Source organism: Falsihalocynthiibacter sp. CO-5D18 (assembly GCF_041205445.1).
Lineage (GTDB): Bacteria > Pseudomonadota > Alphaproteobacteria > Rhodobacterales > Rhodobacteraceae > Falsihalocynthiibacter > Falsihalocynthiibacter arcticus.
Genome location: NZ_JBGFCF010000020.1, coordinates 25932 through 48977, shown reverse-complemented (window position 1 = coordinate 48977; position 23046 = coordinate 25932). Strand labels below are relative to the sequence as shown.

Annotated in this window: 24 protein-coding genes and 1 pseudogene; 6 read left to right on the top strand and 19 right to left on the bottom strand. The window is 52.7% G+C overall.

Features of this window, described 5'->3' with window-relative positions; genetic code table 11:
• Positions 1-100 precede the first annotated feature (100 nt).
• On the top strand, positions 101-415 hold the full coding sequence (locus tag AB9F27_RS19935) for a polymer-forming cytoskeletal protein (protein WP_039004259.1): 315 nt from the start codon (positions 101-103) through the stop codon (positions 413-415).
• Positions 416-417: 2 nt separating this feature from the next.
• Here the strand turns inward: AB9F27_RS19935 and AB9F27_RS19930 are convergent, their stop codons facing one another.
• From AB9F27_RS19930 to AB9F27_RS19890, 9 genes and pseudogenes are all read right to left on the bottom strand, one after another.
• Positions 418-807 carry a hypothetical protein gene (locus tag AB9F27_RS19930; protein ID WP_335586201.1) on the bottom strand — a complete coding sequence of 130 codons (390 nt, stop codon included), beginning with the start codon at positions 805-807 and terminating at the stop codon, positions 418-420.
• Entirely contained in the window at positions 788-1519 is a 732-nt protein-coding gene (locus AB9F27_RS19925; protein WP_335586202.1) for an SDR family NAD(P)-dependent oxidoreductase, read from the bottom strand. The genes AB9F27_RS19930 and AB9F27_RS19925 overlap by 20 nt, the downstream gene beginning before the upstream one ends.
• 10 nt (positions 1520-1529) lie before the next feature.
• A complete protein-coding gene (locus AB9F27_RS19920) occupies positions 1530-2792 on the bottom strand; it encodes an AMP-binding protein (protein ID WP_335586203.1) in 1263 nt (420 codons plus the stop codon).
• A 3-nt stretch (positions 2793-2795) separates the two neighbouring features.
• Positions 2796-3044, bottom strand: a complete 249-nt coding sequence (locus tag AB9F27_RS19915; RefSeq protein ID WP_335586204.1) for a hypothetical protein — start codon at positions 3042-3044, stop codon at positions 2796-2798.
• A gap of 20 nt (positions 3045-3064) precedes the next feature.
• Positions 3065-3823, bottom strand: a complete 759-nt coding sequence (locus AB9F27_RS19910) for a hypothetical protein (RefSeq protein WP_335586205.1) — start codon at positions 3821-3823, stop codon at positions 3065-3067.
• Positions 3824-3942: 119 nt separating this feature from the next.
• Entirely contained in the window at positions 3943-4920 is a 978-nt protein-coding gene (locus AB9F27_RS19905; protein ID WP_335586206.1) for an HAD family hydrolase, read from the bottom strand.
• Positions 4921-4996: 76 nt separating this feature from the next.
• Positions 4997-6946, bottom strand: a complete 1950-nt coding sequence (locus AB9F27_RS19900; RefSeq protein ID WP_335586207.1) for a DUF3604 domain-containing protein — start codon at positions 6944-6946, stop codon at positions 4997-4999.
• Between the two features lie 225 nt (positions 6947-7171).
• Positions 7172-8194, bottom strand: a pseudogene (locus AB9F27_RS19895) (IS30 family transposase).
• 699 nt (positions 8195-8893) lie between these two features.
• Positions 8894-10060 carry a hypothetical protein gene (locus AB9F27_RS19890; protein ID WP_335586208.1) on the bottom strand — a complete coding sequence of 389 codons (1167 nt, stop codon included), beginning with the start codon at positions 10058-10060 and terminating at the stop codon, positions 8894-8896.
• A gap of 277 nt (positions 10061-10337) precedes the next feature.
• On the opposite strand from AB9F27_RS19890, the gene AB9F27_RS19885 reads away from it, so the two are divergent.
• The gene (locus AB9F27_RS19885; protein ID WP_335586209.1) at positions 10338-10775 is read left to right on the top strand and encodes a hypothetical protein; all 438 of its coding nucleotides are present in this window, start codon (positions 10338-10340) and stop codon (positions 10773-10775) included.
• A complete protein-coding gene (locus AB9F27_RS19880) occupies positions 10762-11364 on the top strand; it encodes a hypothetical protein (protein WP_335586210.1) in 603 nt (200 codons plus the stop codon). The genes AB9F27_RS19885 and AB9F27_RS19880 overlap by 14 nt, the downstream gene beginning before the upstream one ends.
• A 261-nt stretch (positions 11365-11625) precedes the next feature.
• On the opposite strand, the gene AB9F27_RS19875 is transcribed toward AB9F27_RS19880, so the two are convergent.
• Genes AB9F27_RS19875 through mobC form a run of 4 tightly spaced genes read right to left on the bottom strand, consistent with a single transcriptional unit; the run spans position 11626 to position 14878 of the window.
• On the bottom strand, positions 11626-12531 hold the full coding sequence (locus tag AB9F27_RS19875) for a type IV secretory system conjugative DNA transfer family protein (RefSeq protein ID WP_369758036.1): 906 nt from the start codon (positions 12529-12531) through the stop codon (positions 11626-11628).
• Position 12532: 1 nt separating this feature from the next.
• Complete coding sequence (locus tag AB9F27_RS19870) at positions 12533-13795, bottom strand: hypothetical protein (RefSeq protein ID WP_369758035.1); 1263 nt, start codon at positions 13793-13795, stop codon at positions 12533-12535.
• Positions 13795-14340, bottom strand: coding sequence for a relaxase/mobilization nuclease domain-containing protein (locus AB9F27_RS19865; protein ID WP_335586161.1), 546 nt, complete (start codon positions 14338-14340; stop codon positions 13795-13797). The genes AB9F27_RS19870 and AB9F27_RS19865 overlap by 1 nt, the downstream gene beginning before the upstream one ends.
• Positions 14330-14878 carry a plasmid mobilization relaxosome protein MobC gene (gene mobC, locus AB9F27_RS19860; RefSeq protein WP_335586162.1) on the bottom strand — a complete coding sequence of 183 codons (549 nt, stop codon included), beginning with the start codon at positions 14876-14878 and terminating at the stop codon, positions 14330-14332. Before mobC ends, AB9F27_RS19865 begins: the two co-directional genes overlap by 11 nt.
• A 471-nt stretch (positions 14879-15349) precedes the next feature.
• On the opposite strand from mobC, the gene AB9F27_RS19855 reads away from it, so the two are divergent.
• The gene (locus AB9F27_RS19855) at positions 15350-16231 is read left to right on the top strand and encodes a DMT family transporter (protein ID WP_369758033.1); all 882 of its coding nucleotides are present in this window, start codon (positions 15350-15352) and stop codon (positions 16229-16231) included.
• A 201-nt stretch (positions 16232-16432) separates the two neighbouring features.
• Entirely contained in the window at positions 16433-16711 is a 279-nt protein-coding gene (locus AB9F27_RS19850) for a hypothetical protein (protein ID WP_335586164.1), read from the top strand.
• 429 nt (positions 16712-17140) lie between these two features.
• Here the strand turns inward: AB9F27_RS19850 and AB9F27_RS19845 are convergent, their stop codons facing one another.
• On the bottom strand, positions 17141-17320 hold the full coding sequence (locus tag AB9F27_RS19845) for a hypothetical protein (RefSeq protein ID WP_335586165.1): 180 nt from the start codon (positions 17318-17320) through the stop codon (positions 17141-17143).
• Between the two features lie 466 nt (positions 17321-17786).
• Positions 17787-18206 carry a nuclear transport factor 2 family protein gene (locus tag AB9F27_RS19840; protein ID WP_335586166.1) on the bottom strand — a complete coding sequence of 140 codons (420 nt, stop codon included), beginning with the start codon at positions 18204-18206 and terminating at the stop codon, positions 17787-17789.
• A 108-nt stretch (positions 18207-18314) separates the two neighbouring features.
• On the opposite strand from AB9F27_RS19840, the gene AB9F27_RS19835 reads away from it, so the two are divergent.
• A complete protein-coding gene (locus AB9F27_RS19835) occupies positions 18315-18527 on the top strand; it encodes a LysR family transcriptional regulator (protein ID WP_369756864.1) in 213 nt (70 codons plus the stop codon).
• 354 nt (positions 18528-18881) lie between these two features.
• Here the strand turns inward: AB9F27_RS19835 and AB9F27_RS19830 are convergent, their stop codons facing one another.
• The 4 genes from AB9F27_RS19830 to AB9F27_RS19815 form a co-directional block, all read right to left on the bottom strand.
• Positions 18882-19961 carry a sn-glycerol-3-phosphate ABC transporter ATP-binding protein UgpC gene (locus tag AB9F27_RS19830; RefSeq protein WP_335586167.1) on the bottom strand — a complete coding sequence of 360 codons (1080 nt, stop codon included), beginning with the start codon at positions 19959-19961 and terminating at the stop codon, positions 18882-18884.
• Positions 19962-19973: 12 nt separating this feature from the next.
• The gene (locus tag AB9F27_RS19825) at positions 19974-20813 is read right to left on the bottom strand and encodes a carbohydrate ABC transporter permease (protein ID WP_335586168.1); all 840 of its coding nucleotides are present in this window, start codon (positions 20811-20813) and stop codon (positions 19974-19976) included.
• 8 nt (positions 20814-20821) lie between these two features.
• Complete coding sequence (locus AB9F27_RS19820) at positions 20822-21685, bottom strand: sugar ABC transporter permease (RefSeq protein WP_335586169.1); 864 nt, start codon at positions 21683-21685, stop codon at positions 20822-20824.
• A gap of 68 nt (positions 21686-21753) precedes the next feature.
• Positions 21754-23016, bottom strand: coding sequence for a sugar ABC transporter substrate-binding protein (locus AB9F27_RS19815; RefSeq protein ID WP_335586170.1), 1263 nt, complete (start codon positions 23014-23016; stop codon positions 21754-21756).
• Positions 23017-23046: the final 30 nt, after the last annotated feature.

The following is a 23046-nucleotide window of genomic DNA, read 5'->3' as shown; positions in this document are numbered from 1 at the left end:
TGACTTGAATGCGCCGGTTTTCCAAGCGATGGAAATAGTGGTGGCGCAAGGGGGGGCGACAGGCTAGCCTTTGGCAACGGTTTTAATTGTCAGGAGAAGAATGGTGGGGAAGACAATCATCGCAGAAGATCTTGTGATTACAGGCAACCTATCGGGCACTGCGGATATCGATATCGCGGGAAAAATTGACGGGGATATTACCGGCAGTTCGGTGGATATCCTGTCCGAAGGGCGTGTTGCAGGCTCGGTTGCGGCAAAAACGGTTCATGTACGCGGCCACTTGAGCGGGGCGGTTTCGGCGGAAGCGGTTGAGCTGCACTCGGGTGCGGACTGCTCGGCAGATATCACGGCGCAAGAGATGGAAATGCACAAGGGTGCGTCCGTTAAAGGCAAAGTGACGGTTTCTGGCGGGTAGCTTTACCCCTTACGACCAACGGCGATAAAGTGGCTTGCGGTGTCGCACCGCAGGATTTCGGCTGGAAATTTTTGGGCGCAGTCTTGAGGGCTGAGGGATTGAACCTGAGTTAGGACGATGTGGGCCGGAACGTCATAGAGCTTGGCCAAAACTTCGATTTCTGTCCAGCGTTTGAGGGCGTCCTCGCCCAGGGCTTTGGTTAATTGAGCGCTTGCGGGTTCGGATCGCAATTCGACGTCGATCGCGACGGCTTCAAGCGACATTTCGGTGTGAAAAACAAACCGTCGGCCCGCACCATCATAGCTGGCGGGGCCGCTCAGGGTCGCGTCTTGGCGAATTTCTCCGCCAAAAACTTGCGCGATAGTGCGCAATTTAATTGGTGATGCCGCCATCGACAAAGAGAACCTGCCCTTGAATATTCGCGGTTCCCGAAATTACCAGATCAACAACTTTGAAGATATTCTCGTCGTTTGACAGACTGCCCGAGGGCGTGCGGCGTTTGATGGTGTCGAGTTGTTCCGGCTTAAGAACCGACGACATTTCGGACTCAAAGAAGCCGGGGGCGACGCAATTTACAAAGATGCCAGCATCGCCGACTTCGCGTGCGAGGGTGCGCATCATGGCGTCGAGGTAGCCTTTGGAACCCGCATAAACCGACAAGCCCGCATAGCCGCGCGAGCCGCAGATCGACGAGATGTTGCAGATATTGCCGCCGCCGCCAAGGATCATGTGTTTGATTGCAGCGCGGGTGAGAAGGGTGGGGCCGATGATGTTGATGTTCACGATGTTTTGGATGGTGTCCAAATCGGTGTGCATCAACAGTTGGTCTTGGCCGATGGCCGCGTTGTTAACCACACTGTCGAGACCGCCAAAACGGTCGGCAACTTCGGCGACGAAACGGGCAACACCCGCCGCATCAACCGCATCAAGAGAAGTGAAGTAAAATGCGTCGCCGTATTCCTTGGCAAGGCGGTCCATGGCCTCGGTGTGGGAACGCGCAAACGTCGCAACTTTGTTGCCTTCTTTCAAAAGCTGCTCGCACATATGCAGGCCAAGCCCGCGCGAGCCGCCCGACACAATGATGGATTGGTTCTTGGTGTGCATTTCTGCCTCCTCAGCTTTTCAAACTTGCCCGCAGGGGCACGCTGTCAATAAAATTCCAAATGCGGGGCGTCGCGTAATCGGCCAATTTACCTTCGCAGTGCGCGATCAGCATGGCTTCGGCGGCGTCCGCGTCTTTGACTTGGGATAACACAATGGTCGCTTGCGGCAAATGCCCGACCATCGGCGCGCGCCGTGCGGTGACCTGTGCCCAGACCACGTCCGGATGTGTTAACAAATGGGCTTCGATGTCAGGCGGGAAAGCTTTTTGGCCACCAACATTGATCATGGTATTGCCTGCGCGGCCGCCAAAATAGACGCGGCCCTCGCGCTCTTCGACCAGATCGCCGGTATCAATCCAGCCGCCCGCATCGGCGTGGTTGCCATAGGGCGAGCGCACAAAAAGCCGCCCGTCCTGAATTTTCAGGCCGATTTTGCCGCCCTCACGGCCCAAAAGCTGTGCGTCAAATCCGGACTTGCCATCCGTCACCACAATCGCGGCCCCAACCTCAGAAGAGGCATAGATATGGCGGATTTTGGCGGCGGGATAAAGGCCCGCGAGGCGATCGAGGATGGTTTGATCGACAATTTCGCCGCCCATGGAAATCGACCGCATGGGCGCGGCGGCCAAAAGGGCTTCGTTGATCGACATGAGAGCATGGCGCCAAAACGTTGGGGTCGAGGAAATCGCGGTAACATGTTCGGCGCGCATCGCGGCCTCAAAGCTGCCCGCGAGATCGTCGAAATCGGCGGGTATAAGACCCTGTTCCCGCACAAAAAGGCCAAGCGCCACCATTTGGTACCACGCGTAGGAGCCGATTTGATAGGGCATGAACCAGTTGTTGGCAGGCAAATCGCGAACCTGAACGAAGGTGTTTAAGGTGTCTGCGGTGTGGGGGATCAGTTTCAACAAACCCGTGGTACCGGAGGTTAAAACGGTGACACGGCCCGCCTGAACTTCGGCCTGAACGGGGGTATCTCCGAGGGGGGAGCCATTCACGGCATCCACCAAACGCACGCCATTTTCGGCAAACCGCGCGTTCACTTCGGGCGAAAGGCGGTTACGCTCGACGACGCCGAAATCCATCGCACCGTTTGAAATGCCGAAGGCCACAACGCCAAGGGCAGCGCGCATATCATCAACGACAAACACGCAGCGTTGCGCAAGATAGCCCTCTGCTTGACCCAAACGCGCTTGGGTTTGTGCCCGAAGGCTGGCCCAAGTTTCGACAGTCTCGCCGAAAAACAATTGGTTGTCAGAGCAGATGGCGGTCATTGCCTAGGCGGCTTTCCGAGTGATTTCCGCAAAGAAATCCAGAACGTCTTTTACGGTCTCGATCTGGCGCATGGAGGCCGCATCAAACGCCAGTTCCTCGCCGACTTTGGTTTCGATCCGAAGGGCGACTTCGGAAAAGTCGAGGCTGCGAAAATTTGCCACGCGTGTTGTGACCGTTTCATCGGTAATTTCGGCGCGGCCACGTTTGACCATAACCATATTCATTAATGCGAGGATTTCTGAACGATCCATTTCGTTACTCCTTGAAAATTCTATAAATCAGCGGCTTCAGCGTCGATTTCGGCGCCTAAAGCAGCAATGCGATCCCGTGCCCGTTCTGGATAGGCATCGGCAAAATGTTTGTGCCACGGATGACGGGTGCGCGAGGCCATATGCATCAGGAAATGCACGGGACCGGCGACTTCACCATCGGTGCCTGAGACAATAACGGCGGGGGGAATTTGGCCGTGCGCGACCGCACCCGAAGCGATCATCGCGCCGCGTCCAATCACAGTTCCAGGCATGAGTTGTACATTGACGCAGACCGTCGCCATATCGCCAATCGTTACTGGCTCGGAGATATGCGAGGGGGGCAGGGGATCATTCATCAGGGTGGTGAGCGAAAACAGCCAGACGAAATCGCCGATCTGCGAGCCACGACCGACGTGGGCGTAGCTGTGCATCCGCACGAAATCGCCAATGCGACACGCGCCTTCGATGTCGGAATAATTGCCTAAACGCAGGTTTTCGCCAATCTGTGCGCCTTCTCGGATCACCACGTGATGGCCCGTTTCAAGGTGGGGGCCGATATCGGAGCCCTCGTAAATTACAGCGTGCGAACGGATCACCGCACTCGCGCCCAATTTCAGTGGAGCGCAATCGGGCTTCATGCTGGGATGTCCGATGACACAAAAATCACCAATCTGGCAATTATCGCCGATCTCGACGTTGCCATAGATTCTGACGCCAAAGCCCAAGGTCACATTCTCGCCGATCTTGGCGGCGGGGTCTGTATGGCAAAAGGAAGTCATGCATTAAGCTTTCGTCGCAGGGGCGTTGGGGTCGTTATGCCTCCTACTATATTCAGGTTCAACTGGCTATACCGATAATTAGGCGGCGCAAATGCGATTTCTGCACCGCCTAAATGGAGCTACAGTTTGCCGACCCAAATCTCGGCCCAGTCTTTGGCCATATTGACGAGCACCCAACCCTTGGCCGCAGCTTCATCCAGACCTTTGGACAATTTGCCCACGTCGCTGTCGCGGTCATAGGCGAATTCGCGTTTGGCATCGGTGTGATGGACCAGAAATCCGAAGGTGGGACCCTCGCCCGAGGTCACCCATTCCAACATCGCGAGGTCGCCGTCAGAATTGCCCGCAGCAAATATTGGGCGTTGGCCGATAAAGCGATCAATGCCGACGGGCTTGCCGTCTTTGTCATCGACGAAGGTAATGCCGCCATCTTTGATCATGCTTGGTACGCCGTCTTTGACTTCATAGTGAGTCTTGCCGAGGCTCCCCACGACCTGTGCGGGAGGAATTCCGTAAGCTTCTTGGGTGATCGCCCGCATGAAATCAATGCCGCCACCGGACACGATATAGGTCGTGAAATCTTCTTCGCGCAGATATTCAAGCAATTGGATCATCGGCGAATAGGTCATTTCAGCAAAGATCAGCCCAGTGGTGGGATGCTTGGCGGTGGTGAGCCATTCGTGGGAACTCGCTTTAAAGGCCTCAACGGTGATATTGGTGCTCGAAATGTTGACGATTTCGAGGAGACCCTTTTCGCCCTCTGCCATCATCCCTTTCATATCGTTCTTGTTGGCGGCCTTGAGGACGTCAGAAGTTAAGATTGAGGGGTCGGCCTTGGCCATTTCCTGCAGGCGGTCAATGGCATACAGGCCTTGAAAATAGAACGGTTTTTCGCTCCACAGGGTGCCGTCATTATCAAACACCGCAATGCGGTCGGGCACGGGCACAAAATTTTCGCCGCCCTCCTCGGTAACACCCTCAACGAACTCCATGATTGACGTTTTGGTTTCGGTGTCATTCCACAGGGATAAAGGGTCAGCAAAAACCGGCGTCGCAGCGAATAAAACAGTTATGGCAAAATATTTTGTTAGCTTCATTTCAAATCCCTAGAAAAAAATTGTGCTGAAAATTTGGTACAATGGTAGCGGTTTTGTGTACATAGAAATGTTCGGATTAGCCTTGCGGTTCGTACCAGATGGGGGAGGTGTAGCCGCGCTCTTGGAGTTCGACGCGCACATCTTCGGCCAAGGCCAGATCATAGAATGCGGCATCATAGGCAGGCCAGCGCGGGGTTGGAATTTCGAGGACCCGTGCGTAATAGAAGGCTCGCAATGCTGGATCAAACTCTGGATCGGTCCAAACCGTGATGAGTTCTGGGGCGCCGATGTCGTTGGTAAAGGTTGCCGCTTTTACGTCCACTGTGCTGCCGACGGCGGGCACTTTGCCATCGCTGGCGGGTTGGCGGGTCTCTGCGTCACTCCAGACCACATCAAACACTTTCTCCTGTGTTTTGCCCGTCGCGTCGACCCAGCCTTTGACAATCTGAACGCGGTCCAGATTGGCGCCGATTGGATCCTTTAGAGCCGCCACAAGGAAGGTCGGGGCTCCGTCACCTGCGCGGGGGCCGAGGTCAGTTCCCATGGGCACGCCTTTGGTATAGCCGATTTGCGCGGGGGTGCGGCTGAGAGCATCCGCGGCCGCAAAATCCCACGCGCCAAAGAAGCGAATGGTCAAACGGGTGCCTGTTGTCGCATAGGTTTCGCGCCGCGCCATCGCGTCAAAGATCGCTTCTCGCGTGTTGTCGGTGGCCCAAACGCTGGCAAGGCCCGCCGCGCCAACTTCCCATTCCATGATGGTGGCAATATCGGTTTTCATGAACACAGTCGATGTGCGCTCGGCGGAGGGTTCCATGCTCGAAACCTTGCCAAAGAAGTTGTCCTCAGAGGCAGTTGCGAGGCCGGTATGGGAATCCGTCGACCCGATCACGCCAAATTTGTAGGGGTTCACGCCGAGTTTGTCTTGGAGCAAAATCCCGTTCTTGAGGGCCTCGCGGGAGTATTCATACTGCAGCATCTCGGGGGTTTTGGCGGCACTGACGTTCAGGTTGCCCTTGTCCCATGTTTCGAAATTCGCAAACTCATCATTGGGGGAGAGGAAGGGGTGTGCCTCGCCATCGCCCTTCATTTGGGTATTCTCGTAAAGAGGCTCCCATTTGGCGCGGGTCTGGGCATAGGCAAGATCAACGGGCTTACCGTCAAACGACTCGATCACCGGAAACATAATACCGTTGGACAGGTTGCCATTGTGGGCGATGGCCAGAATGTCGCCGCCGGTTTTTGCCTCGTAGTTTTCCATCCAATCCCAGAGGTCGCGCGGGTTGTTGCTGCCGTAGGGCGCTTGCGTGGTATAGGGCAAAACTTGGCGCGCCACATCGCCGCCGTCGCGGTAAATGATATTGCGGTGCATGTTGCTGCCGGGGGCAACAAGCGAGGTCCACTCATACCCGATAAAGGCGGTAAATATCCCCAGATCATTGGCCTCGTCTGCGGCTTTGATGATGTCGTCCCACGTCGATTTATAGGCCGGAGAATCGGGTGACGACATCAGAGCTTGCGGAAATGTACCCGCCGCAAATTGGGTGACGATATCCATCGCGGCCTCGGCACCTTGGCCGGACTGGATCAGATTATACCATTTTCTCCCTGTTGGATCGGCCAGCATGGACGGGTCGCCTGCCAAGAGTTTCGGAAAGAAGCCCATGTTGTCGGAATGGTCGGCAACAACAAGGAAATAGAGCGGGCGTGAGAGGCGCGCCTGTTGGCCACTTGATGCGGTCAACTCCTTGCCTTTGGCTAATTGATAGGCGTCAGCGGGACTCAGGCGTGCACCAGCCGCCCCCGCATCCATCGAAATTCCAGTATGAAGATGGGTGTCGCCGAAAAAGGGCCGATCCGGAAAATTGCGGCCCGCATAAGGGGAATACGCGCGGGCCGGAAAGAGACCTTCTAGTTTGGCCGGATCGAGCGACCCACCCCCGTCCATCACGGTCTGAGCGGTGGCAAAACCGGAACCAAACAACGTTGCGGCAAATGTAAGAGCGCCGAAAGGGGTGCAATATTTCATGGACGGAATATCCCTTTCGTAAATCTTTGGACACTAATATTTATAGCACGCAGTTTAGGACTGAACATGGGCGTAGTCATTAGGAAAATCTTTTGGTGCCCCCTCAGCCAAACCTGTTTCAGACGGGGAAGTGTGACATTTTAACTTTGCTAATGTGAGACACTTTAACTTTGCGTGTGAGCGATGCTTGAAGTGCGACTCTTGTTAGGCCTTAGGGTAGGGCGCTCATCGCATTTCCTCCAACATCTTTTCACGGAAGACTTCTGCGCGGGTTTTCCAGCCGAGGCATTTGCGGGGTGTGCTGTTCAGGCGGTCACTGATTTCTTGATGTCGTGATCCGTCATTCTTCTAATGTCTCTTTTGCGGGGCAACCAACGTCTCGCCCTTCGATTGGTGTTCTTCACCGTGCCTTTCTGCCACGGTGAAGAGGGGTCACAGAACCATGTCTGCGTGCCAATCTCAGCTTGCAGTTGTGGCCAGGAAACAAACTCCGTGCCGCGATCAAAAGTAATGGATCTGCGCGCGACATGAGGCAATTCTTTGATTGCCTTCATAATCTTGCCCCCTCTCGGCGATACGGGTATCGCCTGCCGGGCAATGCATGACCGGCTTTGTGCGTCTGTTAGGGTTCTTTAAGATCAGTGTGAAGCGGCTCACGCGTTCAACTAGAGATGTGACATTTGTCTGTCCAAGCGTTCGTTTGAACAACATTAAATCTGCCTCCCAGTGGCCAAACTGACGTCGGTGAGCAACATCATCCGGCCTGAACAAGATACTGACATCGCGATGGAACTTAGGTGGCTGGCGTTTGCGCGCACGGCGTGGTTTTCGCGACATGCGATGGGTCGGCAGATACCACCACAATTCTTGGTTCATGCCGTCTTTGGAATAAATGTAGCGGTAAATCCTTTCCTGACAGACCCTTAGCGGCGCTTTCTCAAGGATCATCCGGTTGCCAATTTGCTCCGGTGTCCAACCGTTCTTAAGTTGTCTAATTACGCTGTCGCATAAGCTAGGATGTTTGATCAGCTTACGTTGTCTTGCACGCCGATCCGCAGTCTTTAATTGCGCCGCAGAGCCGTAGTAACCAGCGTACTTAGGTAAACTTTCATCTGAGAAATAATTACGCCTCAACTCTCTGTAAATTGTCGAACGGCAGCGCTTCAACACGCGAGCCATGTCATCGACAGGGACTTTAGCGTACTTCCAACGTTCCACTGCCTGGCAGTTGATTGCAAAGCAATCAATGAGAAGGAATTCTGCGGCGTTCTGTGATACTAAGCTGTGTATAAGTCGTTCCCATACCGCTTCCTCCTGTCGGATAACATACTGTTTTCTAACAAGATTCGCAGTTGGAGGTAGCGCGCACCCAGCTACATGAGAAAGTCCTATAATCAATGTTATGTTAATTAGTCCTCTTGCAGCCAAATGACACCCAAATGTTTTTAAGCTCTCTAAAACTCAAGAAGACGGAGGCACATACTTTGGCAGAATTCGTTTCGGGAGGCAGAATCGAGTTTTACAGAACTCAGATGGGATGCATCGCGTAAAACAGGCAACAGGTCACAATTTCCGCGCTTAGGCCGGTTCCGTAAAGTTCGCGACATACTCGAAGATGTCCCGTAAATCTTGTTGCATTTCAAACAAGCTAAGGGCAGCCACTGAGTGGGTGTCAGGAGCACCTCTTTTTAGTGGGTTTTTAGGTGTGACCTTAGTTAGCAAGACGCCTGCCTCATTCAATTACGCTCTCTGGTTTCATAATCAACTAGTGACAGCGTGCTATTCTTCGTGTGCTTGCGCGTGGGGTTATTGAACATCTCAATTCAATCGGAGATGCTTTGCGGCTCGAAAATGTATCTTCGTCAAAAGGATCACTTTTGGAGAAAGCGACAATTACGGCTGCAATTAGTCAATGAAACAGGGGCTTTCGCCGGAATGTAGTGCATCCTATTGGATGGCTTGGAAGTAAGCCTCCGACTTAGGTAAATCACTAAGTGAGGTAGAAAAATCCAACATATACCAAGGGGCGACATTGCGAACCTCGACCGTTTCACCTTCGTCCAACCACGTTGAAAAAGAATAAACATCGGTTTCCCGAAGAGCGTAGTATTCAGAGATTTGTACTATGATGTCGCCACCATCATTTGGATCAAAATCCTCGTACTCGAAATTCTCTAGGCTCTCTGGGATGCTAACGAAACACCCCATCCGATAACTCCTATCTGTAATTGGAAAAGGGCCGGCGAAGCCGCGGATCATACCATCTCCCTGCGAAAATTCGACGGTGAATTCGTAATCCTCGTCGTCCTCGTATTCTAACAGACGATTGTTCAGCTCGATGGCTGAAGTGAAGTCTCTATGGATTGACTCCGAATATCCACGGACAAGTGGAAACCTGCCTTTGAGGTAAACATTGTTGCATACATTCTTAATGGCATCTTTGGTCATAGTGTTGTTGTAATCGACCCCATTCAGCCCAACTTCAGAAAGGATAACATCCCCAACCGTTTCAATATAATACATATCATCAGGGCTCGTTTTTAGAAACTGATGCATCAAGTGATCGGTCAATGCTCCGTTTTCTCGATCTTGTAGTCGGTTGATCTCGTAAACTTGCGCGGCGAGTTCTAATGCAACTTTAAATGCGTTGCTCACCTGGTCTCCCGGAAATTGTTGTTCCGCGGGGAAAATCAAACGCGGGCCGTGAAACCCAAGCCGTCCATTTGGCCAAATCTCTCGTCGTATCTCACGTGTCAATCCCGTGCCCAAAACATAGGAGCCGCCTAAAAAAGCCAGTGCACAAGCAGACTCACAGCGAGCACCAGGTAGAATATGAGTTTTCACATTCCAGTCCCAAATCAACTCAAACATTTTAAGCCCTTCACTTAGGCTTCCCCCTGGGCTGTCGAGGCAGAGCTTAAGCCCGTCGGTATCAAATTCATCTTCTCTCACCCAGTTCTTTCTCTGCTCCCTCAACTCTTCGGTATCGCCTTTTTCAATTTGGCCCGTCAAAATTACGTCGCAAAGCTGCGATGATACTTTGGTAAACTCCCCTGCTTGCACAGGCCCAATCAGACCGACAAGGAGACCAAGCCTCAAAAGAAAACTCTTCAAGTTGTCGTCCTCTCAATTATTGGGATCCATTGAGATCCACCATGTGACACACCACATATCTCAACCTGCCAAAGACACTCCCTGCGATCAAGCCTAATACATTTTGCCCACCTCAACGAAGTGTATTAACCGCGACCCGTCCATACTAATCCGGAGCTTGGAGTTGACCTTAGATAACTATTTTGACTTGGCATATTCCTTGACCCAATGATTGTGGTGACACACTAGGGCAGTTCTACCCTTAACTCCCAGAGAAGCATTGACAGAAAGAACATGCATGTCTTTACTCTTTATTGAGCTGATTTTTAGGCATGGGAAACGACAAGTGACACAGATTTTTACCTTTACTCTTCTTTCCATGACAACATTTTTGATGCTCACAGGGACTACAAACGCGGGCGACGATCCCTACTTTTTGGTAACCGCAGAAGGGCTATCCTGCTTGGCTTCCCATGCCGATGACTACAGTATTTCAGAGGGAGAAACTGTGTTCGTTTCAATGAATGATTGCAACCAAGATAGCAGCGGCCAGATGAGCTTGATGGATATGGTTCAAAATAGCGCGCCGGACATTTCTGTTTCGAACGAAGAAGGTCCGGATGATGTCGTGGCGTTGAATTCAGGAGACTTAGGTTGCGTTGAATCTCTGACCGTGCCAACGAGTAACGAATTGCTTGCATTTTACCCAAATGGATGTCGCCTTGTCGAAAAATAGCGATGGTTCAGCTTCGTTAGTAAAAGACGAACTTCTTGCTGAAAGCCCAAAAAAAGAAAAAAAGAGATTTGAAACTGCAGTCACTATTCTGACGGTAATTGTTGCGTTGTTTGGGGTCGGCCAGTATTTTTATGATACGACCTCTTCACGTGCAAATAGCAAAAAAGAGCGATCGATTTCCTATATCCAACAATACGCCGATAGTTCTCTGCTAGGCGCACGCCAGGATTTGGCCGATTTTTGGGTGGGACAGCCAGACCTGGTGGGTGTTTTCCGCTCTAAAAAGATGAGTTCTCGCAGCTATGCTGCCTTGCTCGAAGTCAGTGTTTTTCGATCGTCCAAGGACACGATAATTCGTAAGCCATTACTAAAGATCGACAATTTCTTTACGCAGGTGGGGTTTTGCAGGTCTAGCGGCCTATGTAATCCCGAGCTATTAGACGCATATTTTTGTGACACGGCTCGGAAATACACTTTTGTGTACAGCCCCTTTTTCTCAAAGATTTCAGAACTCACCGGGGATACTGGCATTGGGCATGAACTCGCCAGATACGCTGAATTTTGTTATAGTTCGCCGACTATTCAATGAATGATTGTGTTGGTCTCCGGATCAAAAGCAACCACTTCGACTCTTATCAGCGTGCGGTCAGTTGTTAATCGAGACAGTCTGTTTGAGGAGCCTTGCATTTTAAACGCTAGCGGGACGCTAAATTGAGGCCGAAGGTCAGAATTTCGAAACGCAAAAACCGTCGATTTGTGCGAGCTGCTCGCGCAGATGGGTCTTGAACGCGTTCGTCAACACCGAAAGGCTACTAAATCCGGCGGCTCGCCTATGCCCTCTACGCCCCAATCATCTCAGCATCACGCATAGTTTTGGCTGTCTGACGTCAGCTCCCATGGGTCTGAGCCTCCCCCTTTGAAGTGGTTCGTCCCTATTGTTAGGAAGCGGAAGACCATAGATGGCAATTGAGAGATCCAGGCCCGAAGATACTGTCGTGAAGTTGCGCTCAAAAGCCGTCAACACGCCTGCAACAAAGGCATCCATTCCGCCGCGCAAAAGACCTTCATTCGCGGAATTGTCGCTCTGCAAAAACAGCGTTGCAAGTTTTTGCAATTCGAACATTTGCTCGGATTCATTCTCCAATGCATAAATTCGAAGCAACGGGTTGTAGCGGTGAGACGACCCCTTAAAATCTGTTGGAGCAAACCGAATAATTTTGTCGCCTATACTTTTGCGGTGACGCGCAGTTTTCTCAAAGTTCTCCCCCTTAACATCGAGGACCACCGCTGATCCTTTTGTCGTCAAAAGGTTGGGGATAACGAAGCCGGTCCCCTTCCCGCGCCCCGTTGGGGCAATGACCAGACAGTGCGGAAACTTCTCTGAGGAAATGAACTTTGCCTTTCGATTTGGCTTGGACGTTTTAGCAACGAGAAACCCGAGGCTAGGTTTGTTGAAGAACTTTCCCTGCCGCAGTTCTTGGTGGGTCAACCAATGGGGTGTGCCAAAAATCGTAAGACGTTCTGACACGAGATACACCCCAACCGCCAAGCCCGCGAACGCGCAAACCCCCAGAATAACGACGGCTGTTTCAAAAACCTCTGGCAAGGCGCCCGCGAAGCTTTGAGCGTTCAGGAGAGGATAGAACAATCCAACCGGCTGCTGTAATTGCGTGTTGATATAGGCCACGGCCAAAACATAACCAAACAAGGAACCTACAAAGAGGAAAAAGACATACCCTAAAAGAACACGGCCCATATCAGTGTTCCAAGCCGTCGCGCTCGCGCCCTTTGGGGGCGTGGACCTTGGCGACATCGGTTGAGAGGCCATCCATTATCTTTTGGTCGATATCCCGACCCTGAAGGCGTTCGTCTTTCAACAATTCCAAACGCAGATATTGACTGGCATTGTGATTGCCTGTCAGGCCATCTAGATCGTCGGCCCCTCCGTCAAGGGTGCGGCGCACCTGATCCGGCCCCAGATGATCACGCAAAGCATCAACCATGTCTCTGCGTTCGCCCTCAACATTGATCTTGTCTTTTGCGAGAAACCTCTCGGCGGCGTCTTTCAAAATGGCTTCTGATTTACTGGCGGGTTCGTGAAGGGTGTTCTGCTCGAAATCAGCTACTTCGTCGTGACGATCCTGCGCAACACCTGCCTCGATCAACCCAAGGCGAATGTTTTCATAAGCATCATTCAAACCCAAGTTCACCTGTCGGAAATCCCCCGTGTCGGAGATATCCAATCCTTGCTGTCGGGCAATAGCCTCCATGTCACTCAACGCCCAACGTTGCTCCAAATATTCATTGGTCGCGGTGACTTCCATCCGAGCGATGACCTCAACGGGATCAATCCCTGTCCCTTCAAGGCTTTCAATGATATTGGCGCGAACATCCGGCGTGCTCAGCACATCCCGATCCATCATAAAGTCTGCGCCATAGGGGCTAACCTTGCCCGCATCCTGATGGAAGGATTGCGCCGCCATCGCCTTTGGATTGAGTTTTGTGGCCTCGGTCATGATATCGGAATAGGCCCGCTGCAACGCTGGCCGCGCGCTCGGTGCGGCTTGGTCAATTCCTGCGCGCGCCTGCGTTAAATACCCGTCAAGTTGTTCCAGTTTTTGGTCAAAAGCTTCCGCTTCAGAAAGGTCGCTGCCGTCCATTGGTGGATTTCCTTGCAGGGGTTGATGGCTCGAAAGATGAGATGCAGCCATGGTGCAGAGTTTCGTGAGAGTCGAGAAACCATCGTTCGCGGCCAGAACGGCAACCGCGCTGTAAAGGGCAGCGGCTTCGTCAACTTCTTTGAGCGCGTAGGCCAAAGCGGCACCCGTACGGGGTGTCGAGTCCGGCCCGCGGCCTTCATCTGTGGCCTGGTAAACCTCCCGTGCCGTTGGAGCGCGATCCGTGAGGCCTTTCTCAAACCGAGATCCAGATTCCATATAAACACCGCGCCGCTCCCCGTGAATGACCATACTGTCGCGGAAAGTTTCGTAGCTTAGATCCGTTCCTCGGCGCAGGGTCATTAACCGACCGTCATCCCCCGACGATTCACAATCACATGCGCGTGCGGATGATCCCGATCCGTGTGAATGCCCGCCACGTAATCGTAATGAACGTCCCCGGATTGAAACATCTCTTCGCAGACAGCTTTGGTGATTGCGGATACATCGCCTACAGCGGTTCCAATGGGATAGCTCAGCAACAAATGCGACGTATACCCCGTCTTGGCAGTGCCCCACATATCACCCTCCCAAAGCCGCGTTACACGATTCATATCGGCATTGGAAAGACCGCCCTGCCCTTCATAGCGGCCCTGCGCATCAAGCACATCGTCCGCCTTGTCGAACACATACTCAAGCTGCCCCTTCAGCCCCGCGCGACTTGTCGTGCCGCCGCTGCGAATGAGTTTGAACACGGCACTCGGGCGCTGCGCCTGGGCCGTGCGCGCCAAACGCTGCGCACTCGAATGCCCCCGCCTGGGGCGCTCTTGCCCCCCGGATTTCTTCTTATGCTTATCGTCAAAAAGCCGCCCCATGACAGCATCTACAGGGGAGTAACTATGCCCCATGATCGTCGCTCTCAATCAGGGTCAAAACATGCGCGCTGCGGGTCTGCGTATGATTGAAGAGCGTCCGGTGAAACTGCGAGAGCTGGATCAACGCGTCAGACAAGGCATAAATTTTGGCGAGGTCTTGCGTGGAGGGACTGGCCTTTCCGTTGATCTTTTGCGCGCGGTTCATGGCTTTTGCGATCTGATTAATGTTGGCACCAACCTTGGATAATTCACTGTGAACATCGCGCAACGCCTGTGCACTTTCCTCCTCTGGCTCGTAAAACCCAAGCGTTTTGCGCAGCATCGAGCGTAGAAATGCGGACTTCGTAGGACTACCCGAACGCTCAATCACCGCCTCCAGAGCGTGAACTTCTGCCCGAGACGCCCTCAAAGCGATGGGAATGACTGCCGAAGCCGCCTCCTTCTGTTCCTCTAAACGCCGCTTCACGCGCCAAATTGTTGTTCGGTTGACCTCAAAAATCTTAGCGATAAGAGCAACGCTCTCGCCCGCCCTTAGGCGGGTTTCAATCTTGTCTCTGTCTGCCCTCTTCAACCGCCCCAAAACCACCCTCACACATTGTTGCGTTTACGTTGCATATATCCTGCAACTGCATTCAACTTCAGAGCTTGGCCCACTGTCAAAACTAAAGGGTCCAAGTACGTTAAGAAGTAGAATGCTCAATTTTGGCGTGCAGCGTTCAGCCCTGTGGCTGAATTGGCGGCCCACAGGGACGTCAACCTCCGCCTCTCAAGCCCCATCCGGGCGCCGAGGCGACCCTAGTTTTTTGGATGGTGATCCCCCTTCGCGCCAGTACTTGGGGGCCCTACGCTCAGGTCGCCTCATCGCGGGCATCGGTGCCGCCCGCAGCGCGGCGAGGAAACAGGATTGTTGATTTCTTGGGTTGAGTCCGCGAGGGCCAATATAGGTCTTGCACCCAGTCCAATTCTAAGTTTGACATGAACCAAAATTAAACATGCCAAAGGCGATAGTGCCCAAAGCACAGTATCTCTCTGGAAAGACTGTATGAACAACCTCAACGGCATATTGCTGATGATCGCCGCTATGGCTGGATTCGCGCTGGAAGATTTGTTTGTAAAACTACTCTCCAGCACAATCTCCACAGGTCAGATTTTGATTGTGCTTGGCGCCTGTAGTTCCATCGGTTTCGCGCTCATGGCATACATCAAGGGGCACAACATATTCGCAGCACACGTCTGGACGCGTGCAACCATCGCGCGCGCATCGGCCGACGCCATCGCAGCCGTTGCTTTTGTAACTTCCCTATCCTTGGTCCCCATTTCCACAGTTGCCGCCGTGTTTCAAGTGACGCCTTTGGTCATCACAATGGGGGCCGCGTTATTTTTGGGGGAACAGGTAGGTTGGCGGCGTTGGACTGCGATTACGGTCGGTTTTATCGGAGTTTTAATCATCATCAGGCCAGGCCTCAGCGGCTTTGACCCTGCCGTGCTTTTAGTACTCATCTCAGTTGTTGGCGTTGCAGCGCGTGATCTGATCACCCGCAGAATTCCTGAGAATGTCGCTTCAACAGTAATCTCATTCCAAGCCTTCGCATCGCTGATTGTTGCGGGCACAATACTGCTGTTTTTGAGCTCGGATACGCTGGTTGCCGTTTCAGAGCTAGAAGCCGCCTATTTTGTCGGCGGTGTTTTTTTTGGCGGTGCCGGCTACTACGGCATTGTAGCGGCCATGCGCGTAGGCGACGCCTCGACCGTCACCCCGTTTCGCTACACACGCCTGTTGTTTTCACTTGTTATCGGCGTGTTGGTTTTCAACGAGCGCCCCGATGCACTGACCTTACTCGGAGCTGCTATCGTCATTGGCACAGGGTTATTCACATTCTTGCGCGAACGTAGGGCGTTGTCACGTTCCGAAATACGGGTGTAGGGTTGTTAGTGCTCTTCATCAGGCTACTGACTCTGAATACTTCGTTCACGGCAACGAACTGGCTGTTGTCAGTTGGCACTTTTCAGCGATTGATCCTGCAGCGCTGGACGGTTCTCCAAATCGAAGACCGCCGCTTTGGATGATACGTCCAAAATAGAACTCAACAGAGAATGTCCGAAGCCACGACGGGGCCTTAGAAGAATGACGCGTTTTATTTTGGCCCTCCTGTTGCCCTTTCTCGCCCTCTCGTCCGCAGCGCAAGCCTTCTGTGATCCACCTGCTGCTCCCCCTCGCACAAACGCTGACGTGGCCCGGGAATACCAAGAAGAATTCCGACAAGAGTTTGAGCATTATTTCAGCGACGCGCAACGCTACCTGCGCTGTCTCGATCAAGAACGCGCGAAAGTAATGGACGACGTTCAAGACACTGCCGAACGTTACGATAGGTTTCTGAAGGATAGCGATACGTGGGTTGATTAGAGCTCCGGTTGCCGTGCAGATCGACGCGACATCAAGCGGCCTTGCAGACAACCTCTGCCGCGGCTCAGAAAGAGGCGCGGCAGCAGATATTGAGATCATGAGAGCGGATTAAAGTGATCCCTTCAAGGGCCGCATTTTTTGGATTTGGCTTCCAGCAAAGCTGAAGAATTCCTTACAGGGGCTTCCGAGTGACTGTTGCTGCCACCCAAAACTTCAGTCTAGGCAATTATCTGAGCATACCAAAATCACAGCTAAGATAACTAACGCCCGCCAACGGATAAGCCTTGGTCATGCCAAGGAGTACAGACGGTCAAAAACCCAGTGCTTCTATACCGCTGTCGGAGGTGAGTGGTTTGCGGACAGATGGGGCGTTCAACAAACGCTTGTCTTATGAATATCCCAGCTTTTGTGCGAAACAAGAGCCACAGCTCAGCACTTTAGAATGCTGAGCTGTGATGGTGGTTGGATCGTCAAACGCTTGTTTTTTGAGGACCGTAAAGGAGTAAGATCAACCACCACCTTCGCCAAAGGCCTGAACGGATACAGAGCGGCAAAGGTTTCATCGGCGATTTCAGGACTGACGACTTTCAGCTCATCAATTGTCACCATGCCATCCCCATTGGTATCCAGTTCGGACACGCTGGCAGCCCAAGTAGGGACAGTAAAAGCAAGAATGGCGGCGGTCGTTGTGAGGACAGTTTTAATATTAAGTCTCCGTTATTTAATTAAGGCTCTAGTTCGCCTATCTGACTAAAACCTAATTTATTTTCGAATGATCCCTAAATCAGCAAACCGGCATTTAACAGGCGCAGGGCCGCCGTTTTTGGGCGTCTAGTTGGGCGCGATGTCGCTGGAAAAACAATGGCTTCAAAACGTAGCAAGTTACCACTTGTTCAGAGGGGGTAAACCGCCGTTTGAATTGCTCTTTGGTATCAAAATTGAAACTTTCTGGCGGTTCGGCGAACAAAGTGTGAATTCTGTCTGTTCGAACAAATGACTGCTTTTCAAACTACCCACAGGGGTACCTCCAATAACACGGCGCGACGGATCCGGCTCCGTTTTGCTTCAATGCCCATCACAATTCATCGGGTGTGGTCAGGGATGCCTCATCAATGTGTAAGATGATCTTGTTCAAAGGCGTGTCGCCCTGAGACATATCGAAATGGCACTCTGCTGCGGCGGAACCGATCAAACTTGGCCCGACTTTCACCTGCATCTTGGCGACATAAAAACTAAGCTTCCCGGTGGTGCCATCCACATCAAGATAGAAGTTACTCAAAAAATGACGCACTCCATGTTCCATCCCAGACGCAACATGGTTGGTCATGAAGTCGCGGATCGTCTCACGTCCCTGCATGGCACCAAACAGGCTTTCGAACGAAGCGTCCTCGGTAAAGAAAGCCATGTATCCGCCGACATCTTCGGCATCTAGGCAGGCATACATCCTGACAACTTGTTCTTGCAAGTGGTTCTTGAGTTCAGTTGTGTTGGTCATTTTACTTCCTCCATTTTTTTCCTGCATACATGATCAAAGGCCGTCCAAAAATTGGCAATCTATGCAAATCTACCGTGCAAAAATAGGAGTCGGAGGAAGCGAGAGTTGATGGATTGGAATGACTACCGCGTCTTTTTGGCAATCGCACGGGCCAGAAATATTGCAGGCGCAGCGCGTACACTTGGAGTGAACCACTCGACGGTTTCGCGTCGCCTAGCACAATCACTATTCTACCGCGCGTCAGGCGGTCGAAATCTCGTCCCAGACCGCATTGCACGTCTCGGCACGCAGCGGTCTGGGCATTGCCGAACTGCCCTGTAGGATCGGGGATACTGATCCGGAACTGACCCGCGTCGCCCCGATGCAATCGTATTACGATAGTGAACTTTGGTTCCTCTTTCGGCGTGATTTGCGCCACACGGCCCGATTGACGGTGTTCCGAACCTTCATAACCGAATTGTTTCACGCTGAAAAACGTCTATTTGATGGCAGCTTTGGTGATGACAAGTTGCGCGAAAGATCACCGCATCCCACAAATTGACGGCAGGCACGAGACTTAGTCTGAATCCCTTAATCGTTTTTCTAATGTCATCCAACGAGTTCATTTCGATAATTATTGCAAAAACTCGGACAACTCTCCTTGGTTGCGACAACGCCGCGTACATTACTGCCGGTTTAAGCTGTCGCGGATGTAACCCGCCGCAAAGCCGTGCCACCCGCTGCGAAAATATGGGCATTTTCGGATTGAATGCGCAGGCCAAGCCGATCACCAGATTTGGCGGGAATATTTCCGTGTTTGCGCACCATCAAAGGACCAAGCCCCTCAACGTTGACATAGATATTAGTGTCCGATCCCAAATGCTCGACCACGTCAGCGATTCCGACCAAGTGCCCTGCGTTTGGGTCTACGACGTCGATATGTTCGGGACGAATACCCATCTCAACGGCGGCCAGCGTGTCTGGCAAATGTGGCAATGGGATCGTCACACCATCGGCCGTCGTCACTCCACCGGATTGCCCCTTTACGGGCACCACATTCATTGTGGGCGACCCGATAAATTGGGCCACGAATTTATTCGCGGGACGTTCATAGAGATCAAGCGGCGAGCCGACTTGTTGGATGTCGCCCCCATCCAAGACCACGATCCGATCCGCCAGAGTGAGCGCCTCGACCTGATCATGGGTCACATAGACCATCGTCGCGCCAAGCTTTTGGTGAAGTCGCGCAATTTCCAGCCGCATTTCAACCCGCAGGGCCGCATCAAGATTCGAGAGCGGTTCGTCAAACAAAAAGGCGCGCGGGTCGCGGATAATGGCGCGACCCATCGCAACACGTTGGCGCTGGCCCCCCGAAAGCGCCTTGGGCAAACGCTCGGTTAGAGCCGTCAATCCAAGGGTTTTAGCCGCCTGCTTTACCCGAGAAACACGCTCATTTGCGGGGTCTTTTCGGATCTCCATCGAGAAGCCCATATTGCGCGCCACGCTCATATGCGGATAAAGCGCATAGGATTGAAACACCATCGCGATGTCGCGATCCCGCGGCCGCACGTCATTCATGATTTCGCCGTCAATCAGGAATTCACCCGAGGTAATAGGCTCTAACCCGGCAATCATGCGCAATAACGTGGATTTTCCACAGCCCGACGGCCCCACCAGAACCACGAATTCGCCGTCCTGAATATCAAGGTTAATATCGCGCAGCACCTCAACGGAGCCATAGCGTTTCACCACATCTTTGAGTTCGATACGTGCCATATGTTTGGCCCCTTATCCTTTTACCGCGCCGGACGTGAGGCCCTGAACGAGGTAGCGTTGAATGAAGATGAAGAAGAGACAGCTCGGGATCAGCGCCAACACGCCAGCAGCCATCATTTGCCCCCAATCCACCGAAAATTTCGAAACGAAAGTGAGCAACCCAACAGGGAAAGTCATGGCCTCGTTTTTGGAAATAAGCATGAGTGCGAACAAGAGTTCCGACCATGCCGCCGTAAAGACAAATCCGAGTGTCGCCCCCAATCCGGGAAGCGTCAGCGGGAAAATCACTTGGCGCAGAGCCTGAAACCGTGTGCAACCATCCATCATCGCCGCTTCCTCAAGATCCTTGGGAATACCATCAAAGAAGGACTGCATCAGGAACGTCGCGAAGGGAATGTTGAACGCGGTGTAAACCACGATCAGCGAGGTCAGCGAATTGAGCATCCCAAGCGAGGCCACGATCTTGTAAATCGGCGCGATAATCATCAACAGCGGAAACATCTGGGTGATGAGCATAATCGCCACGATCAGCTTTTTCCCCGCGAAATCAAACCGCGAAAACGCATAGCCCGCCCCCGCCGCAAAAAACGTTGTCAGCGCCGCCGTTCCCAGAGACACATAGAGAGAGTTTCCGAAATACTGAAGAAAATCGGTTTGAAAAATCACCGTGCCGAAATTTTCAAACGTATAGCTCGACGGCCAAAGTTTCGTGCCCTCGGTGTAGATCAACTTATCCGGCGTAATGGCGATTTTAAACAGCCAGTACAGCGGAAAAAGCGCGAAGCTGAGATAGGCCAAAAGAGCGGCGTATTTTCCAACGGTCAGGACGGGGCGTTTGCGTGTGATTGACATAATAAACCTCAGACCTTGACCAGCTTCTTGCGAAGCCAAAGTAGGACCACCGCATAGACCAACAGGATGCCCAGAAGGGCGACGGCGATGGCCGAAGCATATCCGAAATCAAGTTTGCGAAAGGCGGTGGTGAAAATATAGGAGCTGGCGATTTGCGTCGAATTCGCGGGGCCGCCGCCAGTCATCACATAGATAAGGTCGGCGAAATTGGCGATCCAGATGGTGCGCAGCAAAATGGTGATGGCGATCATCGGGGCCAAAAACGGCAGGGTAATTTTGGAGAAGGTTTGCCACGCCGAAGCGCCATCAATTTCAGCGGCTTCAAAAAGCTCCCCAGGGATGGATTGCAATGCGGCCAGTAAGGTAATCGCGAAAAACGGCACGCCAAACCAGATGTTGGCAACGATCGGCCCCCAAAGCGCCAAATCAGGATCGCCCATAATATTATAGGGCTCCGACAGGATTCCGAGGCTGGCCATCCAATGCGGCAAAGGCCCAATCACAGGGTTAAACAGCCACGCCCACGTCAGTGCCGAGAGGAAAGTTGGCACCGCCCAGGGCAGGAACACCAGCGCCTGAAACAGCTTCTTGCCAAAGAATTGCGTGTTCAACAACATCGCCAGACCAAGGCCGAGCATGAACTGAAAGCTGATCGAATAGAAGGTCCACCAGAAGGTATTTTTCAGGGCGAGCCAGAATTTGGCATCAGACCAAAGCGCCTGATAATTCTCAAAACCAACCCAACCCGATTCAAAGGGCTTAAGCAGGTTAATAGACTGAAAGGAATAGGAAATCCCGATGATCAACGGGATCATGATCACCGCCCCAATCAGGAAAATAGCGGGCGATAGATAGAGGAAAGGCTCCACCATATATTGCCAGTAAAGCGAGCGCCTAGCCCGGGTTCCCCCGGGCGAAGCTGTTGTATGTTTGCGCGAAATCACTGCGCAGCTTTCCATTTTGCATATTCAGCAGTGAGCAATTCGGCCCATTCATCCGCAACTTCTTGTGCGGTCCGCTGACCCAAAAGCGCCTCTTGGCTGGTTTCCAGCAAAATGGTGCTGCCGAAATAGCCCCATTGCTCAAGATAGGTTGGCATAACGGTCGGCTCATATTGTTCGCCATTCAACTCGGCAAACCATCCCGCAAACTGTTCCGATTGGAAATAAGGGTCCTGATCGGCGCCTGTGTGAATTGGAATAACGCCTACACGTTTGGCCCAAGTCGCGTTCGCATCTGGGTTTGACAGGGCAGCCACCAAATTCCACGCATCGTCCTTGTGCTCGGAGGAGTCAAAGATCGACCAACCGGCGAAACCGATTGTTGGGAAGGCTTTGCCAGAGGGTCCAACGGGCATCGGAATAACCGCGAAATCTTCGGCGGGCATCCGTTCGGAAATCGCAATCAGCGCGTCTGGGTCTTGGTCAAGGAAGGCGCAGGTTCCGGAATAAAAACCCGCGACGATCTCGTTAAAGCCCCAGTTTACACTGTCTTTGGGCGCATATCCCTTCTGATACATATCGATCATGAACTGAATGCCCTCAACGGATTTTGGCTCGTTGATGCGGCTCTGGCCATCCTCGGTAAAGAACTCATTCGTGCCGTTCATTGTGGCCGCGAACATGATCCAACCGTTGGTGCCACCTGGACCGCCACGCAGACAATACCCAGATTTACCCTCAAGTTCAGACACCGCCGCAGAGGCCGCCATGAACTCTTCCATCGTTGCAGGAGGGGTGTCTACACCCGCTTCGGCAAGGAGTTTTTTGTTGTAGAACATCGCCCGCAAATAGAAGCCGTAAGGGATCATATAAAGATCGCCCGCCTGACTGCCCATCGCCAATGTTTTTTCGGTGAGGGTGCTGCCGTTTTCCCAGCCGTCAACATAGCCCGCAAGGCTGGCCAACTGACCCGACCCCGCATAAAGCGCTTGCCATGTGTCGGGCATTTCGACCACGTCAGGGATGTCGCCGCCCGCAACCATCGTCGCGAGTTTTTCAAACGCCTGACCCCATGGGAGGCTGGTAATTTCGACCGTCACACCGGGATTTGCAGCCTCGTAAGCATCGACCATGCCCTGCAAAACTTCGGTGCGCTCGGGGCTGGTGATCACTTCAACCAGCTTAAGCGTGGTGTCGGCATATGCACTTGAAGCCATCAGCATGGCAGCAGCGCTTAATGCGGTAAGTAGATTTTTTGTCATAGTCTCCATCCTTGTTGAACGTTAATACGA

Bases quoted from the DNA above. Each gene is read 5' to 3' on its own strand.
- AB9F27_RS19840 (WP_335586166.1), bottom strand. From the start codon at position 18,206: ATGACCAACACAACTGAACTCAAGAACCACTTGCAAGAACAAGTTGTC.
- AB9F27_RS19830 (WP_335586167.1), bottom strand. From the start codon at position 19,961: ATGGCACGTATCGAACTCAAAGATGTGGTGAAACGCTATGGCTCCGTT.
- AB9F27_RS19910 (WP_335586205.1), bottom strand. From the start codon at position 3,823: ATGACTTCCTTTTGCCATACAGACCCCGCCGCCAAGATCGGCGAGAAT.
- AB9F27_RS19900 (WP_335586207.1), bottom strand. From the start codon at position 6,946: ATGAAATATTGCACCCCTTTCGGCGCTCTTACATTTGCCGCAACGTTG.
- AB9F27_RS19920 (WP_335586203.1), bottom strand. From the start codon at position 2,792: ATGACCGCCATCTGCTCTGACAACCAATTGTTTTTCGGCGAGACTGTC.
- AB9F27_RS19905 (WP_335586206.1), bottom strand. From the start codon at position 4,920: ATGAAGCTAACAAAATATTTTGCCATAACTGTTTTATTCGCTGCGACG.
- AB9F27_RS19915 (WP_335586204.1), bottom strand. From the start codon at position 3,044: ATGGATCGTTCAGAAATCCTCGCATTAATGAATATGGTTATGGTCAAA.
- AB9F27_RS19875 (WP_369758036.1), bottom strand. From the start codon at position 12,531: ATGGGCCGTGTTCTTTTAGGGTATGTCTTTTTCCTCTTTGTAGGTTCC.
- AB9F27_RS19885 (WP_335586209.1), top strand. From the start codon at position 10,338: ATGTCTTTACTCTTTATTGAGCTGATTTTTAGGCATGGGAAACGACAA.
- AB9F27_RS19850 (WP_335586164.1), top strand. From the start codon at position 16,433: ATGACGCGTTTTATTTTGGCCCTCCTGTTGCCCTTTCTCGCCCTCTCG.
- AB9F27_RS19845 (WP_335586165.1), bottom strand. From the start codon at position 17,320: ATGGTGACAATTGATGAGCTGAAAGTCGTCAGTCCTGAAATCGCCGAT.
- AB9F27_RS19865 (WP_335586161.1), bottom strand. From the start codon at position 14,340: ATGGGGCATAGTTACTCCCCTGTAGATGCTGTCATGGGGCGGCTTTTT.
- AB9F27_RS19925 (WP_335586202.1), bottom strand. From the start codon at position 1,519: ATGCACACCAAGAACCAATCCATCATTGTGTCGGGCGGCTCGCGCGGG.
- AB9F27_RS19855 (WP_369758033.1), top strand. From the start codon at position 15,350: ATGAACAACCTCAACGGCATATTGCTGATGATCGCCGCTATGGCTGGA.
- AB9F27_RS19935 (WP_039004259.1), top strand. From the start codon at position 101: ATGGTGGGGAAGACAATCATCGCAGAAGATCTTGTGATTACAGGCAAC.
- AB9F27_RS19870 (WP_369758035.1), bottom strand. From the start codon at position 13,795: ATGACCCTGCGCCGAGGAACGGATCTAAGCTACGAAACTTTCCGCGAC.
- AB9F27_RS19930 (WP_335586201.1), bottom strand. From the start codon at position 807: ATGGCGGCATCACCAATTAAATTGCGCACTATCGCGCAAGTTTTTGGC.
- AB9F27_RS19820 (WP_335586169.1), bottom strand. From the start codon at position 21,685: ATGGTGGAGCCTTTCCTCTATCTATCGCCCGCTATTTTCCTGATTGGG.
- AB9F27_RS19825 (WP_335586168.1), bottom strand. From the start codon at position 20,813: ATGTCAATCACACGCAAACGCCCCGTCCTGACCGTTGGAAAATACGCC.
- AB9F27_RS19815 (WP_335586170.1), bottom strand. From the start codon at position 23,016: ATGACAAAAAATCTACTTACCGCATTAAGCGCTGCTGCCATGCTGATG.
- AB9F27_RS19835 (WP_369756864.1), top strand. From the start codon at position 18,315: ATGGATTGGAATGACTACCGCGTCTTTTTGGCAATCGCACGGGCCAGA.